This window comes from Pseudomonas sp. ADAK2 TE3594 (assembly GCF_053628675.1).
This window is the reverse complement of sequence record NZ_JBRJGV010000001.1, coordinates 4,578,389-4,597,259: the sequence shown is the minus strand read 5'-3', so window position 1 is coordinate 4,597,259 and position 18,871 is coordinate 4,578,389. Positions and strand designations below refer to the sequence as shown.

Here is an 18,871-nt window from a genome sequence, read left to right as displayed (position 1 = left end):
GGGCTTGCCCTGATGCCCAATCTGCTCTGTAGGAGCGAGGCTTGCCCGCGAAGCTTTTGGCGAACTTGAGAACGCCTTCGCGGGCAAGCCTCGCTCCTACAAGATCAACCCAAAAAAATCAGGTCAGGCGAGCAAATCCTGCAATGTCGCCAAGCTGTCAGCGTTTTCCACCGACTTGTCCTGCCGCCAACGCAGCATCCTCGGGAACCGCACCGCAATTCCGCTCTTGTGCCGTTTCGACAGGGCTATGCCCTCGAATCCCAGCTCAAACACCAGGGTCGGCTTCACACTACTCACCGGACCGAATTTCTCCACAGTGGTCTTGCGTACGATGCTGTCGACCTGGCGCATTTCTTCGTCAGTCAACCCGGAGTAAGCCTTGGCGAAAGGCACCAGCGTTCGCTCGCGGGCAGAGGGTGGGCCGTCCCACACTGCGAAAGTGTAATCAGTGTAGAGACTGGCCCGGCGGCCATGGCCCTGCTGGGCATAGATCAGCACCGCATCAACGCTGAACGGGTCGACTTTCCATTTCCACCACACACCCATGTCCTTGGTCCGCCCGACGCCATACAGCGCATCGCGGGCCTTGAGCATCATGCCTTCGACGCCCAACCTGCGGGAGGCTTCCCGTTGTCGGGCAAGATCGAACCAGTCTTCACCGGTCAGCACGGGCGAGCTCAGTAACACCGGGTTTGCGCAAGTGAGGACGAGTTGCTCCAGCTGAGTGCGCCGGGTGGCTTGAGTCTGGTTACGCCAATCCTCGCCCTGCCATTCCAGCAGGTCATAGGCCAGGATGACCACGGGTACTTCATCGAGGATTTTCTTGCTGAGCGTTCTACGGCCGATCCGCTGTTGCAACAGGGCGAAGGGCTGCACAGCGGGTGGCGACGGCGATTGCGGGTCGAAGGCGTCGTTGATGCCCGATTGTGCAGCTTTCCAGGCGACGATTTCACCGTCGATCACCGTGCCATCGGGCAAACCGTGAACCAGGCTGTCCAGTTCGGGGAAGCGCTCGCTTACCAGCTCTTCACCTCGCGACCAGATCCACAAGCGCCCATCGCGCTTGACCACTTGAGCGCGGATGCCGTCCCACTTCCATTCCACTTGCCACTGATTGACGGGGCCGAGCAGGGCGTCGAACTGCTCGACCGGGTGCGACAACGCATGGGCGAGGAAAAACGGGTACGGCTGGCCGCCCCGTTGGGCATGCTCATTGGGTGATTCGGGGGCGATCAGCTTCAGGTAACTGGCGGCGCTTGGGCGATTGGACAGATCGGTGTAACCCATCAGCCGCTGGGCCACGCGTTTGCTGTCGAGCCCGGCCATCGCCGCCAAGGCGCGGGTGACCAGCAATTTGGAGACCCCGACACGGAAACTGCCAGTGATCAATTTGATGCACAGCATCAGACTCTGGCGATCCAGTTGCGCCCACAGGGCGGGCAAGCATTCGGCGAGGGTCTGTGGGGAGGCGTTACGCAGCGGCAGCAGTTTGTCTTCAATCCACACCGCCAGCCCGTCGGTAGAGGTGTGGTGCGTTTCGGGCAGCACCAGTGAAATGGTTTCCGCCAGATCACCGACGGCCTGATAACTTTCTTCGAACAACCAGGGCGAGAGCCCGGAAAACGCTGTAGCCATTTCCCGCAACATGCGTACCGGCACCAATTGCCGAGGTCGCCCACCGGACAGAAAGTACACCGCCCAGGCGGCATCTTCGGGTGCGGCCTGGGCGAAATAGCTCTGCATCGCCGCCAGTTTGGCGTTGCTCGAGGTGGTGGCGTCGAGTTCGGCATACAAGTCGGCGAAGGCTTTCATGCCAGCACCTCGGCGCTCTCGGGTTCGAGGACTGTGGTGTCTTCATCATCGCCGTACTCGGTGCTGAAACTCATGGCATCGAGGCCTAGTTCACGCAGATGGCGCACCAGCACTCCAATGGAACCATGGGTGACGATCACGCGTTCGGCTGCGGTTTGTTCGATGGCCCAGAGCAGGCCGGGCCAGTCGGCGTGATCGGACAGCACGAAACCACGGTCCACGCCGCGCCGCCGCCGTGGACCGCGCAAGCGCATCCAACCGCTGGCGAAGCCATCGCTGTAGTCACCGAAACGCCGTACCCAAGGGCTGGCACTCGCCGAAGGCGGCGCGAGGACCAAGGCCTTGCGCATCATCGGGTCATGTTTTTTTACGTCGCCGGAATAGATCGTTGGCGGTAAATAAATGCCGCTCTCGCGATAAATCCGATTGATGGGTTCAACCGCGCCATGTACCAGAATGGGGCCGAGGCTGGCATCGATGCCGTGGAGAATCCGCTGAGCCTTGCCGAAGGAATAGCAGAACAGCACGCTGGTTTTGTCGGCTGCGGCGTTGGTCTGCCACCACTGATTGATCTCGGCAAAGACTTGCCTCTGGGGTTGCCAGCGGTAAATCGGCAGACCGAAGGTCGATTCCGTGATGAACGTGTGGCAACGCACCGGTTCGAACGGCGCACAGGTGCCGTCGGGCTCGGTTTTGTAGTCTCCCGAGGCGACCCAGACTTCCCCCTTGTATTCCAAACGCACCTGGGCGGAGCCGAGTACATGACCCGCGGGGTGAAAACTCAGTTTTACGCCGCGGTGCAGCAATGGCTCGCCATAGGGCAAGGTTTGCAGGTTGATGTCTTCGCCCAGGCGCGCGCGCAGAATGCCTGCCCCCGGTGCCGCTGCCAGATAATGTTGATTGCCTCGGCGAGCATGGTCGCTGTGGGCGTGGGTGATGACCGAGCGATCGACCGACTGCCATGGGTCAATATAGAAATCCCCGGGCGGGCAGTACAAACCTTCAGGACGAGCGATAACAAGGTCCATATTGTTACCAGAATGGAGAGGCCTGTTAGCTAGGAGGTTTGCGCGAGACGAGAAGTTCTATTTATTTTCAAAGAAGGATGGAGGCGTTAATCAGGCCGCTTTCGCGAGCAAGCCCGCTCTCACCCTCAGTCTAATTCCTGCTCAAGACACAAGCGGGCTTGCTCGCGAAGACGGCGGCACATTCAACATCAATGGGACCGGCAGCATGCTTTCGCGAGCAAGCCCGGTCCCACTCGAGGTTACTTGCCAGGCGTCAGCGTCAACCGCGTCTTGCCGTAGACTTTGTCAAAGTTCTGCGGCTGCATCGGCAGGCTGATGTATTGCCCCTTGAGCCATGGCTCGATGCTGTCGAGATAGTGCGGGCTGGCCGGGTTGCCGGACTGGCCGCTACCGTTCTGGCCCATCAGCGGTTCGGCCTGGCCGAAATCGACGATAAAGCGCATGGCCGGCGCCAGCGTGGTGTTGAAGTCCTGACCCCAGGTGAACGCGGCGGTGTTGAGCGTGGTGTGGTCGCCGCCGGCTGCCAGCGGACCGCGCACGGTCTGGCCGCTGGCGTTCTTCCACTCGTAGCGATGCAGTTTGCCCCACTGCCAGGCTTTGTGATCGCCACCCAACTGGCTGTCACCCGCACTGATCGCGGCCGCCAGGCTACGGGCGAGGATCGCCGGTTTGTCCTCTTTCTGCGCCGTGCGCGAGTCATCCCAGAACGGACTGTCCTCACGGCCCAGCAAGTGATCGGCCTGCGCCGCGTAGGACAACTTGCCGTTGGCGATAAAGGCTTTCCACGCCGGGCTGCTTTCCGGGCCCAGTTCGTCGAGGAAAATCTGTTTAGTGCTTTCCTGCAGGAACAGCTCGTAGATCGCCGCGTCGGCGGAGGTCGAGCTGAGTTTGCCGTCGAAGGCCATCAAACGCGTATAAGCCTCGCGAGCCTTGCCGCGATCAGCCTCCGGCAACGCTTCGATGGCCTGTTTGAGTGGCTGAGCCATGCCCGGCGCTCCAAACATCTTCTTCAGCTTGGCAGCGAAGGTGGTGGTCTGGTCGTATTGCATGGCGATCAGGCTACGCGTGTCGTGTTTGCCCACGCCCGCCAGTTCGGCCATGCGTTCACCGCGCTCCGGCGCCGACCAGGAATTGGACAGCTGCATGCCGTAGCCATGGGGAATGACCCGCTGGTTGGCGGTGCCGAGCCAGCCTTGAGCCGGGTCCTGGTCATACGGATGGAGCATCGGGTCGGCGTAACCGTCCCAGTCGTAGCGACCTTCCCAGCCCGGTGATGGCAGCAAGCCTTCGCCTTCGCGACGGTTCGGGTAGCGACCGGTGACTTGCCAGCCGATATTGCTGGCATCGGCAAACACCAGATTCAGGGCGATGGCGCGTATTTCACGGCTGGCGTCCGAGGCTTTCTCGACGCTCTGCGCTCGGGACAGGTCGAAAAACGCATCCAGGGTTTTGTCGTCGGTGAAGTTCGGCGTCTGCAAGGCCAGGCCGAAACCATTCGCCAATGCGGTGCCTTGGGCGCTGTTGAGCAGCGACCCGTGGCGGGTTTCGTACACCGCTTCGCGAATCGGCTTCTGGCCTTTGACGAAGTAGGTTTCGTTTCGCACGATCACCGGCTGCCATTTGCCGCCCACATCAAAGGAAAGGCCATTGCCCTGGCGTTTGATTTTTTCCAGGAACAGATCCTGGTTGTCGCCCATGACCGTGGTCATGCTCCACGCCACTTTGCCGTTGAAACCACCGAGCACCATCGGTAACCCGGCAATGGTCACGCCGGAGGCCTGGTATTTCGGCGCGCGAATCTGCACGTAACTGAACAGCGACGGCACGCCCAGCGGCCCGTGGCTGTCGCTGGCCAACAGGCTTTTGCCGCTGCGGCTGCGTTGCGGGGCAATCGCCCAGTTGTTCGAAGACGTGGCGCCCAGCAGGTTCAGGTCGGACAGTTGGCCCGTGGCTTTGCTGATTTCGCTCAGCCCCGGGATTTGCCCATTGAGTTTGATGCCCTGAAGTTTTTCGGCTTCAGCGACCGGCAGTTTTTCGTCAGGGGCAGACGGCGCAAGCCACGCCAGCTTGTCGGTACTGACTGTCTGGGCCAGCATCAATGAGGAAATTTCTTCCGGCAGGTTCGCCGACTGACTGAAATTCAGCAGGCAGAAAATCAGCGCCGAATCTTCCGGTTTCCAGTACTCAGGCTTGTAGCCAGTGGCGGCGAGGTCCGCAGGCAGTTTGTCGCGGTAGCGGAACAGGTAGGCGTTGACCCCACGGGCATAGACTTCGAAGAAACGCTTGAGGCGCGGCGAAGAGGCCTTGTACAGCTCACCCGCGCTTTTCTTCAGGTTGACCGCACGCATGTAGCGGTCGGCGTCGAGCAGGTCTGCGCCGGACATCTCAGCCAGACGACCCTGGGCCAGCAGGCGCAGAGTGACCATTTGGCTGATGCGGTCGCTGGCGTGCACGTAACCGAGGGTGAATAGCGCGTCGTGAAAGCTGTTGCTCTCGATCAGCGGCATGCCCATGGCATTGCGCCGAATCGAAACGTTCTGCGCCAGGCCCTTGAGCGGTTGCACGCCGGAGGCCGGCGGGAGGGTGTCTTGAGTGTTCCAGGTCTGACAACCGGTCAGGCTTAAAACACTGGCCACTGCTGCGGCAACGCCGAACCGGGGAAGAAAATGTGTGAGGGCTGGCGAGGCCATGGCAAAGCTCCTGCAGGGGTAGTGACGCGATAAAGGCGCTACGTTAGTGAGCAGGAGGTGGCCGCGCAAGCGGCGGCGGTGTTATTTCTTTACGGTGATCGTTCCCACGCTCTGTGTGGGAATGCAGCCCGTGACGCTCTGCGTCACATTCAGAGCCGAACGCGGAGCGTCCGTTGAGGCATTCCCACGCCGAGCATGGGAACGATCAGAGTGCAGGGCCTCAGGATTTAGGCGGGTTCACCTTGGCCACCAGCGCATACGCCTTCGCCGTCGCCGGGCGGTTCTGGATATGGTTGAACCAGCGCAGCACGTTGGGGAAGTCTTCCAGGTTCTGGCTCTGCCATTTGTGAGAAACGATCCACGGGTAGATCGCCATGTCGGCAATGCTGTATTCGCTGCCGGCGACAAAGTCATTGTTGGCCAATTGCTTGTCGAGCACCCCATAGAGGCGGGCGGTTTCGTCGATGTAGCGCTTGATCGCGTAGGGGATTTTTTCCGGTGCGAATTGGCTGAAATGATGATTCTGCCCGGCCATCGGCCCCAGGCCACCCATCTGCCAGAACAACCATTGCAGCGCTTGCTGGCGTCCACGCAGATCCTTGGGCAGGAACTTGCCGGTTTTCTCCGCCAGGTACAGCAGAATCGCCCCCGACTCGAACAGTGCCAACGGTTCACCGCCATCGACCGGCTCATGATCGACGATGGCCGGAATTTTATTATTCGGCGAGATCTTCAGGAATTCGGGTTTGAACTGGTCGTTCTGGCTGATGTTGATCGGGTAAACGTTGTAGTGCAGGCCGGCTTCTTCCAGGAATATCGAAATCTTGTGGCCGTTGGGGGTGGTCCAGTAATACAAGTCGATCATGAAGTACTCCAAATCAAGAGACATCGTCAGGTACGGACAGCGACCGCCGGCATCAGGTCGTCCTGTTTGCGTTGGATGGCTTGCCAGTAGCAAGAGGTGATGCTGAAGTGCGGGAAATTCAATGCCCCAGCAGGAGAAAAGTCGGCATGGAGCTCAAGACAAACGCGGCGCTGATCATCATCGATCAACAAAAAGGCATCCTGCATCCCAGGTTGGGTCGTCGAAACAACCCTCAGGCTGAAGAGCGCATCCTGGAATTGCTGGGGCATTGGCGTCGAACCGGACGGCCGGTGATTCATGTGCAGCACCTGTCCCGCTCAGAGGATTCAGTGTTCTGGCCGCAGCAATCGGGGGTGGAATTTCAGGAGCGTTTTCAACCATCGATGGGTGAGTGGCTGATTCAGAAACAGGTGCCGGATGCCTTTTGTTCGACGGGGCTGGAAGCACGTTTGCGCGAGGCGGGGATCGATCAGTTGATCATCGTTGGCGTGGCGACCCACAACTCGGTGGAGTCCACGGCGCGAACGGCCGGGAATCTGGGGTTTGAAGCGTGGGTTGCTGAGGATGCGTGCTTTACCTTCGATAAAGCGGATTACTTTGGCAATGCTCATTCAGCCGAGGAAGTGCACGCGATGTCGCTGGGCAATTTGCATGGCGAGTATGCGACGGTGATCAGTACGGATCAAATCCTGAGCGACGACTGAAAACCTGTAGGAGCGAGGCTTGCCCGCGAAAGCGATTTAACTGACAAATTGATAGTGAATGTGCCGCCGTCATCGCGAGCAGGCTCGCTCCCACAGTTGATCGACGGTGCTCACAATTTTGTGTGTTCACAAAAGATCCCTGTGGGAGCGGGCTTGCCCGCGATAGCGATTCAACAGGCGAAAAAGATATCCGCCCGAAGCATCAAGCGCCGTGGCACTTCTTGAATTTCTTGCCGTTGCCGCATGGGCAAGGGTCGTTGCGGCCGACGTCTTTCAGGGCGTTGCGCACCGGTTCCTGGTGGGCATGGCCGCAGTTCGGGCCGTGGACATGGCCATGGTCGTGATCATGGTGGTCGTGATGGTCATGATCGTGGTTGCAGTCAGGGCCATGGACATGAGGTTGCTGGGTCATCGGGGTCACTCCGGAATTAAATCGGCGGCGATTATCACGCCATTACGCGCCAGGTGCACGTAGTGCGCGATGAATAAACCGGTTTCCAGTTCACCTTCCAGACGATAGGGAATGGGTTGGTCGGGTTTTTTCAGCAGCTTGACCAGGTCCCGGACTTTCGGCCACAGGTTGGTGCGGATCGGCACTTTAAAATAGGCGCTGCGTTTGGGGCCGACCGTGAACCAGTGTTCGTGCTCGCCTTCGGTCAGCAGTATGTCCCCCAAGTGAATGCGATATTCCAGGGCACGCACCGTCAGGTCTTGGTCATTGGGATTGTCGACGCGAAAATGCAGCAGGAATTTCTGCTCCAGTAGTTTGGCCCGCACCACCTCGACCTTGACCAGATGCACCTGCGGCTCCGGCAAGTCGTCGTCGAACCACGACGCACAGCCGCCGAGCCCCAAATACAGGAGCAGGGTGAGCAGCTGTAATGTGCGCCGCTGGGTGTTCATGGTCGTGTTTCTCCCTTGCCCCCAGTCTAGCTCCTAAAAGATCGCAGCCTTCGGCAGCTCCTACAGGTGTACGCCGATCCCAAGTAGGAGCTGCCGAAGGCTGCGATCTTTTGCTGTTGGTCACCTCAAGCGCCAAAGTAACTCGCGCAGCACTTCTTGAACTTCTGCCCGCTGGCGCACGGGCACGCATCGTTACGTCCGGCCTTGAGTGACACGGTGGGGTCGATGAAATACCAGTGGCCGGCGTTCTGTACGAATGACGAACGTTCGCGGTGGCTGTGTTCGCCGCTGCTGTCGTGCCAGCGAGCGGTGAAGGTGACGAAGGCGTGTTCCGGCTGTCCGCCGAAAACCTCGGCGCTTTCCACCTCCAGGCCCAGCCAGGTGCTTTGGGCGCTCCAGTCGCTGATCGACTGGCGATCCAGGCCGGTCTGTTGCGCGGGCAGGGTGGTCGCCACCAGATAGTCGATCAACCCCAGTACATAGGCGCTGTAGCGCGAACGCATCAAGACTTCGGCGCTGGGGGCGGGGTGGCCGGCGTGGTAATGGCCACAGCAGGCATCGAGCAGTGTGCCGCTACCGCAAGGGCAAATGGATGTACTCATTGCGTTACCACCAATATTTCCCGTAGTTTTCCGGATTGGCCCAGAAGCGTGAATTCAGCCAGTCGGGCACCTGTTTATAGTCAAGCAGATCATAGGTAAACAGGGTCAGCACTTGATCATCGCGCTGGAAGCGTTCGCTGGCTTGCAGCGCCAGGGAGAAAAAGTCCGTCTCCTGCCAACCGCATGCCGGCAAGTCGGCCAGCACCGCAATGCGACTGGCATTGAGGTTGCGTATCCCGCCGAGCAGATTCAGGCCGTCACGCTTGGGCAAGTGTTCAAGGCAATCGACCACCAGCGCCAGATCAAACCGCTGTGCTGCCTGTTCGGCGGGCAGTGGCCCGGGCGCAGCAAAGGCGACGATGCTGTCCGGGTGCGCGAGCTTGAATGCCTCAAGCGCGGGGAATTCGCTGGCACCAATCAGCAACAGACGCGCCGGGGCGTAACGATCAAGCAAAGCGGCCAACGCCTGCTGGGGCGTGCGCGAAGAAATACCTGCAATCATCGAAGATCCTCAATCAGAACGCCAAGACTAGCCTGCCCCAACGTCCGGGCCTAGTGTTCCTGTCTCGCGCAATTAACCAAAAAGCGGCGATCCTCCATGAACATGGGGCAAAACAGCAATGGCCTATTGCTGGCGGAGATTAAAAGTCGGGTCTTTACTCCCTAGAATCGGTTTTAAGCCGATCCCTCAGGAGAAGAACTAGATGAGCATAATTCGGACAGCATTACCCTTGGTTCTGCTAACCAGTGTGTTGACTGGTTGCGCAGGTTTGCAGAAAACCGACTGGCCGACCTGTGCGGGTGTCGGTGGTGTCATCGGTGCAGGGCTCGGCGCGACCGAAAGCTCGGCATGGGCGGGGTATGGCGCGCTGCTGGTCGGCGGCACGGCAGCAGCCTGGTGCTGGGTGCACGGCGATGGCGATGAAGACGGCGATGGTGTGCTGGACAGCCGCGACAAGTGCCCGGGTACACCTAAAGGCGTGCGGGTCGATGCCGACGGCTGCCCTCCACCAGCGCCTGCGCCGGTGGTCGAGGAGAAAGCGGTGGTCAAGGAAGAAGTCATCGTTATCCGTGATGTGCACTTCCAGTTCGACTCGGCCAAGCTCACTCCTGCCGATAAAGACGTACTCAACACCATTGCCACGCGCCTGAAACAGGAGTCCTCCAGCGCCCAACTGACCGTGACCGGTCATACCGACAGTGTCGGCAGCGATGCCTACAACCAGAAACTGTCGGATAGACGCGCCCATTCGGTGGTGGAATACCTGATTTCCCAAGGCGTGCCACGCAGCAGTTTCGTGTCTGTGACCGGTGCCGGTGAAAGCCAGCCGGTGGCCGATAACAAAACCGCTGACGGCCGTTCGTTGAACCGTCGCACGGAAATTAAAATCAACCGCTAGACCTCTCGCATCCCGCGGCTTGTACAGTCGCGGATGCGGGTCTTTACTCCTGTGTGACCGGTATGGGCCGGTGACACAGGAGCATTCACAATGAGCGTTCTCACAAGGACCGTCTTGCCGGTTCTGCTGCTTGGCAGTCTTCTGACCGGTTGTGCGACTCACAGCGATGGCACCGCCCCCCTCAATCAACGTACGTGGCCGATCTGCAGCGTCATCGGCGGACTGGTCGGCGGCGGTTTGGGCGCGATCGAAAGTGGTGGCTGGGCAGCCGGTGGAGCGGCGCTCGGGATCTTGACCGGTGGCCTGATCTGCTACGCCCAGGATGGCGATGAAGACGACGATGGTGTCTTCGATCGACGTGATCGTTGCCCCGATACACCCGCCAATACACCTGTCGAACATCACGGTTGCCCGCTGCCGCAATACCCGGCCAGCGTGAAGCCTGTTGAACCTCCGGTCTCCGAAGTCATCACCCTGAACGGCAACGTGCTGTTCGCTTACAACCAATCCGAGCTGATGCCCGAAGCGCGCAGTCAGCTGGATTCGCTGATGGCCAAATTGCAGAACGCCGATGTGGCGAGCATTAAAGTCATCGGTCATACCGACAGCCAGGGTTCGGACGCCTATAACCAGAAACTGGCGGAACGTCGTGCCAGCAGCGTCGCTGCCTACCTGTTGAGCCAGGGAGTCGCGCCGAACAAACTCACCAGCGAAGGCCGGGGCGAAAGCCAGCCGGTAGCCGATAACGACACGGAAGAAGGGCGGGCGCAAAACCGCCGCGTGGAATTGCACATCAATCGCCAAGCTCTGTGACTAATAACCGCGTGATAGAGCCGTCGGACAACGATTCGGGTTGATCCGGCGGCCAATCCGCGACCTTCTGGAAGAATTTTCTGTTGCCCTCTGGCTTATCCCGCGTGGAAGCCGTTACTGTGCGTGCAAAGAATAATTCTCAACGGAGGAGCGTATGAAGGTGTTTTGGGGGCTGGGGAAGTTGCTGACCCTGCTGTTCTGGCTGGTGGTGCTGGTCAATCTGCTCATACCGTTTGTTCATCCGCTGCACCTGTTGGTCAATCTGGCGGGCAGCGTGTTGGCAGGGCTCCATCTTCTGGAGCTGGTGTTCTGCAACCGCAGCCTCAAAGGTCGAGCCCACCCTTGGCGTGATCGTCTGAAGATTGTCTTTTTCGGCGTTTTCCACCTGCAAACCATTCCGGCCCCGGCCGCTTCGAAGGCCTCCCATGCGTAAACTCTGTCTGCTCGCTGCACTTATCAGCCCATTGGCCTGCGCGCAGGTGGTGAGCGTCGAAACCAACTCGCTGATGCGCTTGCCCAACACGACCAGTACCTTGCAACTGGAACGGCTGGAAGTCGCCGATTACGGCACTTTGCTGATTCCCTCGAACGTGACCGAAGTGACGGTCGGCGAGCTGCGCCTGGGACGCGACGCGCGAATTGCCATTGTGCCGAGCGAACAAGCTCTGGCGTTGAAGATCAGCCGTGCCGAATTGGCTGAAGGCAGCCAGATCACTGCACGTGGCGCGCCGGGGACTTACCTCAAGGCCGCTCGCTCCGGGCGTAATCTGGATTTGCAGATCAAAGCGTTGAACGCGCCGCAATTGTCGGTAGACGCTCGCGGTGGAGCGGGTGCTCCAGGTTTTGTCGGCCTTGACGGGGCCAATGGTCAAGCGCCGGGTTGCACTTGGGGCCAGGCCGGTCGCGGCGCCGATGGCAGTAATGGCAGCGACGGCCAGCCGGGCGCACCAGGAGCGCTGGTTCGGCTGGAAGTACCGCGCGATTACCCTGCGCAACAGATCAAGGTCGAGGTTGCGGGCGGGGTTGGTGGCGCGGCAGGTCCGGGGGGTAAACCTGGCGCGGGCGGCAAGGCCAAGGGCTGCGTCGTCTATAAAGCCGATGGCGGCAAGAGCGGTCGTCCTGGTGTCGATGGCCAGCCAGGGCCTGCGGGAGTGGCGGGTTCGGTGAGCATTCAGCGGTTGTAAGCCCTCAAGCGATCGTTCCCACGCTCTGCGTGGGAACGCAGCCCGTGACGCTCCGCGTCACTGGACGCGGAGCGTCCCTTGAGGCATTCCCACGCAGAGCGTGGGAACGATCACGGCCGAGCCGCAGCAATCGCCACCAGCACCAACCCTACCATCAGGTTAATCCCCACCAACCGGCGAATCCTGCCCAGCACCGCCGCGCCCGTCGGCCAATCCTGAGCCGCCACCGCCGTGCGCAGTTCCGGAAGCATCAGCGCCTGAATCCGGATAAACAGCGCCGTCATCACCACATACAATCCCATCATCACCTGCACATACCGAGGCGCCGCTTCAAACCCCGAGAACTGCAGATGAATCATGCCCACACCGCTGATCGGCAAAAGCACCACCGCGATCCAGACCCAGCGGAAAAAACCTTGAAACACTTCCACCCACAGCTTCAACCGGGCAGGGCCTTCCAGCGCCTTCATCGCCGCGGGGCGCAAGACCATCCAGGCGAAAAACATGCCGCCGACCCACACCAGGGCGGCCAGGACATGCAGGGTATAAACGATGCCAAAAGGTGTCATTGAGGTACTCCGTTCTGCGCGGGATTAATTAGCGGGGTATGATAGCGGCCGATCCGAACCACTGAAAATTTATCCAGCGTTTTTTGCGCCCGACAATCAATGATCAGCACTGAACTCAAAACCACGATCCAGGGCGCCTACTCGCGTTTTCTCGAAGCCAAGAGCCTCAAGCCGCGCTACGGCCAACGCCTGATGATCGCCGAAATTGCCAAGGTCCTCGGTGCCATCGACACCGACGACGAAGGCCGGCGCAGTGGCGACCCTGCGATTGTCGCGGTGGAAGCCGGCACCGGTACCGGCAAAACCGTGGCCTACAGCCTGGCGGCCATCCCAACCGCCAAGGCCGCCGGCAAGCGTCTGGTGATCGCCACGGCCACCGTGGCCCTGCAAGAGCAGATCGTCTACAAGGATTTGCCCGACCTGATGCGCAACAGCGGGCTGAATTTCAGCTTCGCCCTGGCCAAGGGGCGGGGGCGCTACATGTGCCTGTCCAAGCTGGATATGTTGCTCCAGGAAGGTCATGCGCAGACTGCCACCGCGCAGCTGTTCGAAGAAGAAGGCTTCAAGATCGAGGTCGATGAGGCCAGCCAGAAGCTGTTCACCAGCATGATCGAGAAGCTCGCCGGCAATAAGTGGGACGGCGATCGCGACAGTTGGTCGACGGCGCTGGAAGACGCCGATTGGGCGCGCCTGACCACCGATCACAGCCAGTGCACCAACCGTCATTGCCCGAACTTCGGCCAATGCGCCTTCTACAAGGCCCGCGAAGGCATGGGCAAAGTCGATGTGATTGTCACCAACCACGACATGGTCCTGGCCGACCTGGCCCTGGGCGGCGGCGCGGTTCTGCCGGACCCGCGTGACACCATCTACGTGTTCGACGAAGGCCATCACCTGCCGGACAAGGCCATCGGTCACTTCGCTCACTACACGCGTCTGCGTTCCACCGCCGACTGGCTGGAAACCACCGCCAAGAACCTCACCAAACTGCTGGCCCAGCACCCGCTGCCGGGCGATCTGGGCAAGTTGATCGAGCAGGTGCCGGAGCTGGCCCGGGAGATCAAGACCCAGCAACAATTCATGTTCAGCGCCTGCGAGCAGGCCGCCGACTTCAAACCCGGCGAAGACGTCGAAGGCCGCGAGCGGCCGCGTCACCGTTTCGTCGGCGGGGTGATTCCCGAACACATGCGCGAAATGGGCATCGAGCTGAAGAAGGGCTTTGCCCGCCTGACCGACTTGTTCACCCGGCTCACCGAACTGCTCAAGGAAGGCATGGACGGCGAGGTCAATATCGGCATCGCCAGCAACCAGGCCGAAGAGTGGTATCCGCTGTTCGGCAGCCTGTTGTCGCGCTCTTCGGGCAACTGGGAGTTGTGGACCGCCTTCACCGTCGAAGACCCGGAAGACAACCCGCCCATGGCCCGTTGGCTGACCTTGGCCGAAAGCGGTTCGCTGTTCGACATCGAGGTCAATGCCAGCCCGATCCTCGCGGCGGAGATGCTCCGGCGCAACCTGTGGAACGTGGCTTACGGGGCGCTGGTGACATCGGCGACCCTGACCGCTCTCGGCACTTTCGACCGCTTCCGCATGCGTGCCGGCCTGCCTAAAACAGCCGTGACCGCAGTGGTCCCGAGCCCATTTCACCATGCCGACGCCGGCGTGCTGCGGGTGCCGGACCTCAAAGCCGACCCGCGTGACGCACCGGCCCACACAGCTGCGATCATCCGCGACCTGCCGCAACTGGTAGAAGGTTCACGTGGCACCCTGGTGCTGTTCTCCTCACGCAAGCAGATGCAGGACGTGTTCGACGGCCTGGATCGCGACTGGCGCAAGCAAGTGTTCATTCAAGGCAACCTGTCGAAGCAGGAAACCCTGAACAAGCACAAGGCGCGGGTCGATGGCGGGGATTCCAGCGTGTTGTTCGGCCTGGCGAGTTTTGCCGAAGGGGTCGACTTGCCCGGTGCCTACTGCGAGCACGTGGTGATCGCGAAGATCCCATTCTCGGTGCCCGACGATCCGGTCGAAGCGGCGCTGGCGGAATGGATCGAGGCTCGGGGTGGCAATCCGTTCATGGAAATCTCCGTGCCGGATGCTTCGCTGAAGCTGGTCCAGGCCTGCGGTCGCTTGCTGCGCACCGAAGAAGACCGCGGCACCATCACCTTGCTCGATCGACGCCTGGTCACCCAGCGTTACGGCAAGGCAATCCTCAATGCGTTGCCACCCTTCCGTCGTGAAATTTCCTGATACACCGGTGGGCAAATTTGCCCACCGCGTTGTCTATCTCTCTACCATCGCTTTTCCACTGACCCATTGAAGGTCGTTAGGGAGAATTTCGTTCTCATGATTCGCCGTTCGCTGCGCCGTTCGTTACCTGCCGTTTTCGCTCTGATGTTCGCAGCCCCTTTGCTGGCGGCCCCTGCCGGCCAGCAGACGCTGTTCAACTTTGTGCGTCCCGCCGATGTGGTTCAGGTGGCGACCCAGGACGCCAGCCTGCCGCAATCCAACGCGGAGCAAACGGCCGAAGGCGAAGTGCTGCGCCGCGTGACCTTCAACCCGGTCGCCCAGCCGACCTTGCGCCTGACGCCGCAGACCGGTGCCTGGGACTGGTCGCAGTCGGGCGTCATGAGCCTGCGGATCCAGAGCGCGATGAACTGGGACGTGACCCTGTACGTGAAAATCCAGAGCAACGACGGCAAGACGCTGGTCAGCCGTGTCGATCTGCCGGCCGGCCCTGCGCAAACCCTGCTGGTGCCACTGCAGCCGAGTACACCTTTGAGCCAGGGCATGAAAGCCGGCCCGCCGATGCCGATCAACTTCGAAGGCCAGCGTGTATTGCTGGCCAGCAGCGCCGGTGAGCTGGACCGCAGCCAAGTGGTGTCAGTGACCTTGTCGATGGATCAGCCGAAAGTCGCCCAAAGCATCCTGCTCGAACGCTTCGGCGTGCAGGACGGCGAGGCTGTCACCAAGGCCGCTTATGGCGGTCTGGTGGACGCCTATGGCCAATCGACCCGGGCCAAGTGGCCAGAGAAGATCAGCAGCGACGAGCAACTGAAGTCCGCCGTGGCCAAAGAACAGCAACAACTGAAAACCTGGCTGGCCGAGCGCGAGAAACAGTCCCTGGACAAGTTCGGCGGCTGGACCAAAGGCCCGGCATTCAAGGCCAGCGGTTTTTTCCGCACCGAAAAGCGTGATGGCCGTTGGTACCTGGTGACCCCCGAAGGGCATCCGTTCTATTCCCTCGGCGTCAACAGCGTGACCCCGAGCGCAAACCAGACCTACGTCGCCGGTCGCGAGTGGATGTTCGAATCCCTGCCCAAACCCGACGAGCCCCTTGCCAGCTATTATGGCGAAGGCGACAACCGTGGCGGCAATGGCGCCGATCAGGGCCGAGCCTATAACGCCGGGCGCTGGTACGATTTTTATGGCGCGAACCTGCAGCGCCTGTATGGCAAACCTTGTGCACCGGGCAGCGACACCAAGGCCGGTGTCGCCGAAGCGGCCAAGGCCGATGCGGTCGAGGCGATGACCGATAAGGCTGCCGAGCAATCAGCCGCTCCTGCTGCGACCGAGTCCGTGGCTGGTGTTGCCGAAGCGGCCAAGGCCGGCGCCGTTGAAGCGTCAGTCGAAAAAGCAGCCGGGCAAACGGCCGCCGAACCCTGCAAAGTGGTTTTCGACGAAAATCGCTGGGCCAGTCATACCCTCGATCGCCTGCAAGCCTGGGGTTTCAATACCATTGGCAATTGGAGCGCACCGGTGTTTGGCAACGCAGACCGAGTACCGTACACCTTGCCACTGTCGATCGTCGGCGATTACGCCAGCATCAGCACCGGCACCGATTGGTGGGGCGGCATGCCTGACCCGTTCGATCCGCGATTCGCCATGGCCACCGAACGCGCTGTGGCCATCGCCGCCCGCGACCATCGTGACGATCCGTGGCTGATCGGTTACTTCGCCGACAATGAACTGGCCTGGGCCGGTCCCGGCGATGACCCGAAGGCCCGTTACGCGCTGGCCTACGGCACTTTGAAAATGACCACCGATGTGCCGGCCAAACGTGCCTTCCTCAAACAACTGCGCGACAAGTACCGTAACCAGGCGGGCCTTTCCAAGGCATGGGGCATTGATCTGCCGGCCTGGGAATTGATGGAAGACCCGGGCTTCGTGCCGCCGCAGCCGAGCGCCGAGTACCCGGAAATCGAAGCCGACTTCAAATACTTTCAGAAAGTGTTCGCCGACACGTACTTCAAAACCGTCTCCGACTCGCTCAAGTGGCATGCGCCGAACCAGTTGTTACTGGGCGGTCGTTTTGCCGTCAGCACCCCGGAAGCCGTCGAGTCCTGCGCGCAATACTGCGACGTGTTGAGCTTCAATATGTACACCTTGCAACCCCAGGACGGTTACGACTTCGCCAGACTGCGCAGTCTGGACAAGCCGGTACTGATCACCGAATTCAACTTCGGCTCAGCGGATCGTGGCCCGTTCTGGGGTGGCGTGACGCAACTGGCGAAAGAAGAAGACCGCGGACCGGCCTACGCCAACTTCCTCAAACAAGCGATGAGCGAACCGTCGATTGTGGGGGTGCATTGGTTCCAGTACCTCGATCAACCGGTGACCGGTCGCCTGCTGGATGGCGAGAACGGTCACTTCGGGCTGGTGGGTATTACTGACCTGCCGTTCCAGGGCTTTGTCGACACGGTGCGCAAAAGCAATGTGCAGACTGTCGATCAACTCGGCAAAGAGGCCGAGAAGGCCAGGGCCGAGGCGGAAAAAGCCGTCGGGAACCATGAAGGCGAGGGCGGCAAGCAAGGCGCTGCCGGCAAAGGTGCGGAGAAGGGCGCCGGCCATGCGGGTGGGCATTCGGGCAATGGTCATTAATAGCTGAGACCGCGTTACAGGATTTATGGCGTTCGCAAACCAACGCAAAGCCTGTAGGAGCGAGGCTTGCCCGCGAAGGCGTCGGTACAGGCACCATAAATTTCCAATCATTTCCGTGGCCGGGCGACCGCCCGGCCCGACCCTGTTCCCAAAACCCTCAAGGGCTGGAACAATGCGGGCCACTTTGTAGAGCGTTTATCCGGGAGAGTTGCGTTGCAGATTCAGGGTCATTACGAGCTTAAGTTCGAAGCGGTACGCGAAGCTTTTGCGGCGCTGTTCGACGATCCTCAGGAGCGTGGCGCGGCGTTGTGCATCCGGATTGGCGGTGAAACTGTCCTCGACCTCTGGGGTGGTACCGCTGACAAGGACGGCACCGAAGCCTGGCACAGCGACACCATTGCCAACCTGTTTTCCTGCACCAAGACCTTCACCGCTGTGACCGCGTTGCAACTGGTGGCCGAAGGCAAGCTGCAACTGGATGCCCCGGTCGCTCGCTACTGGCCCGAGTTCGCTGCCGCCGGCAAAGAATCCGTGACCTTGCGCCAATTGCTCTGCCATCAGGCCGGCCTGCCTGCGCTACGCGAGTTGTTGGCCCCTGAAGCACTTTATGATTGGCAGACCATGGTCGATGCCCTGGCCGCCGAAGCACCTTGGTGGACACCGGGTGAAGGTCACGGTTATGCGGCGATCACCTATGGCTGGCTGGTTGGTGAGTTACTGCGTCGCGCCGACGGTCGTGGGCCGGGCGAGTCCATCGTGGCGCGGGTCGCGAAGCCTTTGGGGCTGGACTTCCACGTCGGCCTCGCCGACAAAGAGTTCCATCGCGTGGCACACATAGCCCGTGGCAAGGGCAACCTCGGCGATGCCGCGGCCCAGCGCTTGCTGCAAGTGACCATGCGCGAGCCGACGGCCATGAGCACGCGGGCCTTCACCAACCCGCCGTCTATAATGACCAGCACCAACAAACCGGAATGGCGGCGCATGCAGCAGCCGGCCGCCAATGGCCATGGCAATGCCCGCAGCCTGGCCGGGTTCTACGCTGGTTTGCTCGACGGCAGTCTGCTGGAAAGCGAAATGCTCGACGAGCTGACCCGCGAACACAGTGTTGGCGAAGACAAGACTTTATTGACCCGGACCCGCTTCGGCCTGGGTTGCATGCTCGATCAACCGGACGTACCCAACGCCACCTACGGCCTCGGCCCACGGGCGTTCGGTCACCCCGGCGCCGGCGGTTCCATCGGTTTTGCTGACCCAGAACACGATGTGGCCTTCGGCTTTGTGACAAATACCCTGGGGCCGTACGTCTTGATGGATCCACGAGCCCAACAGCTTGTGCGAGTACTGGCCACTTGTCTGTAAATCACGCTTAAGGGGGCCAGGGCCGGAACCCGAAAGCCTTTGTGGTTTCAAAGCGCTGTTTATCCGG

General features: G+C 60.7%; 17 protein-coding genes. 8 read left to right on the top strand and 9 right to left on the bottom strand.

Going from position 1 to position 18,871, the window contains the following annotated elements; all coding sequences use genetic code 11:
- Nucleotides 1-123 precede the first annotated feature (123 nt).
- The 4 genes from AB7M22_RS20405 to AB7M22_RS20390 form a co-directional block, all read right to left on the bottom strand.
- Nucleotides 124-1,812: an ATP-dependent DNA ligase gene (locus AB7M22_RS20405; protein WP_454187610.1), complete on the bottom strand. Its 1,689-nt coding sequence runs from the start codon at nucleotides 1,810-1,812 to the stop codon at nucleotides 124-126.
- On the bottom strand, nucleotides 1,809-2,840 hold the full coding sequence (locus AB7M22_RS20400) for a ligase-associated DNA damage response exonuclease (RefSeq protein WP_454187609.1): 1,032 nt from the start codon (nucleotides 2,838-2,840) through the stop codon (nucleotides 1,809-1,811). Before AB7M22_RS20400 ends, AB7M22_RS20405 begins: the two co-directional genes overlap by 4 nt.
- 239 nt (nucleotides 2,841-3,079) lie before the next feature.
- Entirely contained in the window at nucleotides 3,080-5,530 is a 2,451-nt protein-coding gene (locus tag AB7M22_RS20395) for a penicillin acylase family protein (protein WP_454187608.1), read from the bottom strand.
- A 220-nt stretch (nucleotides 5,531-5,750) separates the two neighbouring features.
- Nucleotides 5,751-6,395: a glutathione binding-like protein gene (locus AB7M22_RS20390; RefSeq protein ID WP_454187607.1), complete on the bottom strand. Its 645-nt coding sequence runs from the start codon at nucleotides 6,393-6,395 to the stop codon at nucleotides 5,751-5,753.
- 146 nt (nucleotides 6,396-6,541) lie between these two features.
- Here AB7M22_RS20390 and AB7M22_RS20385 point away from each other — a divergent pair, with 146 nt between their 5' ends.
- Complete coding sequence (locus AB7M22_RS20385) at nucleotides 6,542-7,099, top strand: cysteine hydrolase family protein (RefSeq protein ID WP_454187606.1); 558 nt, start codon at nucleotides 6,542-6,544, stop codon at nucleotides 7,097-7,099.
- A 202-nt stretch (nucleotides 7,100-7,301) separates the two neighbouring features.
- On the opposite strand, the gene AB7M22_RS20380 is transcribed toward AB7M22_RS20385, so the two are convergent.
- From AB7M22_RS20380 to AB7M22_RS20365, 4 genes are all read right to left on the bottom strand, one after another.
- Nucleotides 7,302-7,511 carry an SEC-C metal-binding domain-containing protein gene (locus AB7M22_RS20380; RefSeq protein ID WP_007906737.1) on the bottom strand — a complete coding sequence of 70 codons (210 nt, stop codon included), beginning with the start codon at nucleotides 7,509-7,511 and terminating at the stop codon, nucleotides 7,302-7,304.
- A gap of 5 nt (nucleotides 7,512-7,516) precedes the next feature.
- Nucleotides 7,517-8,002 carry an LEA type 2 family protein gene (locus AB7M22_RS20375; protein ID WP_454187605.1) on the bottom strand — a complete coding sequence of 162 codons (486 nt, stop codon included), beginning with the start codon at nucleotides 8,000-8,002 and terminating at the stop codon, nucleotides 7,517-7,519.
- Nucleotides 8,003-8,127: 125 nt separating this feature from the next.
- The gene (locus AB7M22_RS20370) at nucleotides 8,128-8,604 is read right to left on the bottom strand and encodes a YchJ family protein (protein WP_008005787.1); all 477 of its coding nucleotides are present in this window, start codon (nucleotides 8,602-8,604) and stop codon (nucleotides 8,128-8,130) included.
- A gap of 4 nt (nucleotides 8,605-8,608) precedes the next feature.
- Nucleotides 8,609-9,106, bottom strand: a complete 498-nt coding sequence (locus AB7M22_RS20365; RefSeq protein ID WP_454187604.1) for a DUF6231 family protein — start codon at nucleotides 9,104-9,106, stop codon at nucleotides 8,609-8,611.
- Between the two features lie 202 nt (nucleotides 9,107-9,308).
- Here AB7M22_RS20365 and AB7M22_RS20360 point away from each other — a divergent pair, with 202 nt between their 5' ends.
- The 4 genes from AB7M22_RS20360 to AB7M22_RS20345 all read left to right on the top strand — a co-directional run bounded on the left by AB7M22_RS20360 (nucleotide 9,309) and on the right by AB7M22_RS20345 (nucleotide 12,001).
- Complete coding sequence (locus AB7M22_RS20360) at nucleotides 9,309-10,004, top strand: OmpA family protein (protein WP_454187603.1); 696 nt, start codon at nucleotides 9,309-9,311, stop codon at nucleotides 10,002-10,004.
- A gap of 90 nt (nucleotides 10,005-10,094) precedes the next feature.
- Entirely contained in the window at nucleotides 10,095-10,817 is a 723-nt protein-coding gene (locus AB7M22_RS20355; RefSeq protein WP_454187602.1) for an OmpA family protein, read from the top strand.
- Nucleotides 10,818-10,971: 154 nt separating this feature from the next.
- A complete protein-coding gene (locus AB7M22_RS20350) occupies nucleotides 10,972-11,250 on the top strand; it encodes a DUF1145 domain-containing protein (RefSeq protein ID WP_008005795.1) in 279 nt (92 codons plus the stop codon).
- Nucleotides 11,243-12,001, top strand: a complete 759-nt coding sequence (locus tag AB7M22_RS20345; protein ID WP_454187601.1) for a collagen-like protein — start codon at nucleotides 11,243-11,245, stop codon at nucleotides 11,999-12,001. The genes AB7M22_RS20350 and AB7M22_RS20345 overlap by 8 nt, the downstream gene beginning before the upstream one ends.
- Before the next feature lie 110 nt (nucleotides 12,002-12,111).
- Here the strand turns inward: AB7M22_RS20345 and AB7M22_RS20340 are convergent, their stop codons facing one another.
- Nucleotides 12,112-12,570, bottom strand: a complete 459-nt coding sequence (locus tag AB7M22_RS20340; RefSeq protein ID WP_454187600.1) for a CopD family protein — start codon at nucleotides 12,568-12,570, stop codon at nucleotides 12,112-12,114.
- A gap of 99 nt (nucleotides 12,571-12,669) precedes the next feature.
- Between AB7M22_RS20340 and dinG the strand changes: the two genes are divergently transcribed.
- The 3 genes from dinG to AB7M22_RS20325 all read left to right on the top strand — a co-directional run bounded on the left by dinG (nucleotide 12,670) and on the right by AB7M22_RS20325 (nucleotide 18,804).
- Complete coding sequence (dinG, locus tag AB7M22_RS20335) at nucleotides 12,670-14,814, top strand: ATP-dependent DNA helicase DinG (protein WP_237883877.1); 2,145 nt, start codon at nucleotides 12,670-12,672, stop codon at nucleotides 14,812-14,814.
- Between the two features lie 96 nt (nucleotides 14,815-14,910).
- Entirely contained in the window at nucleotides 14,911-17,445 is a 2,535-nt protein-coding gene (locus AB7M22_RS20330) for a beta-agarase (protein WP_454187599.1), read from the top strand.
- A 213-nt stretch (nucleotides 17,446-17,658) separates the two neighbouring features.
- Entirely contained in the window at nucleotides 17,659-18,804 is a 1,146-nt protein-coding gene (locus AB7M22_RS20325) for a serine hydrolase domain-containing protein (RefSeq protein ID WP_454187598.1), read from the top strand.
- The last annotated feature ends 67 nt before the right edge of the window (nucleotides 18,805-18,871 follow it).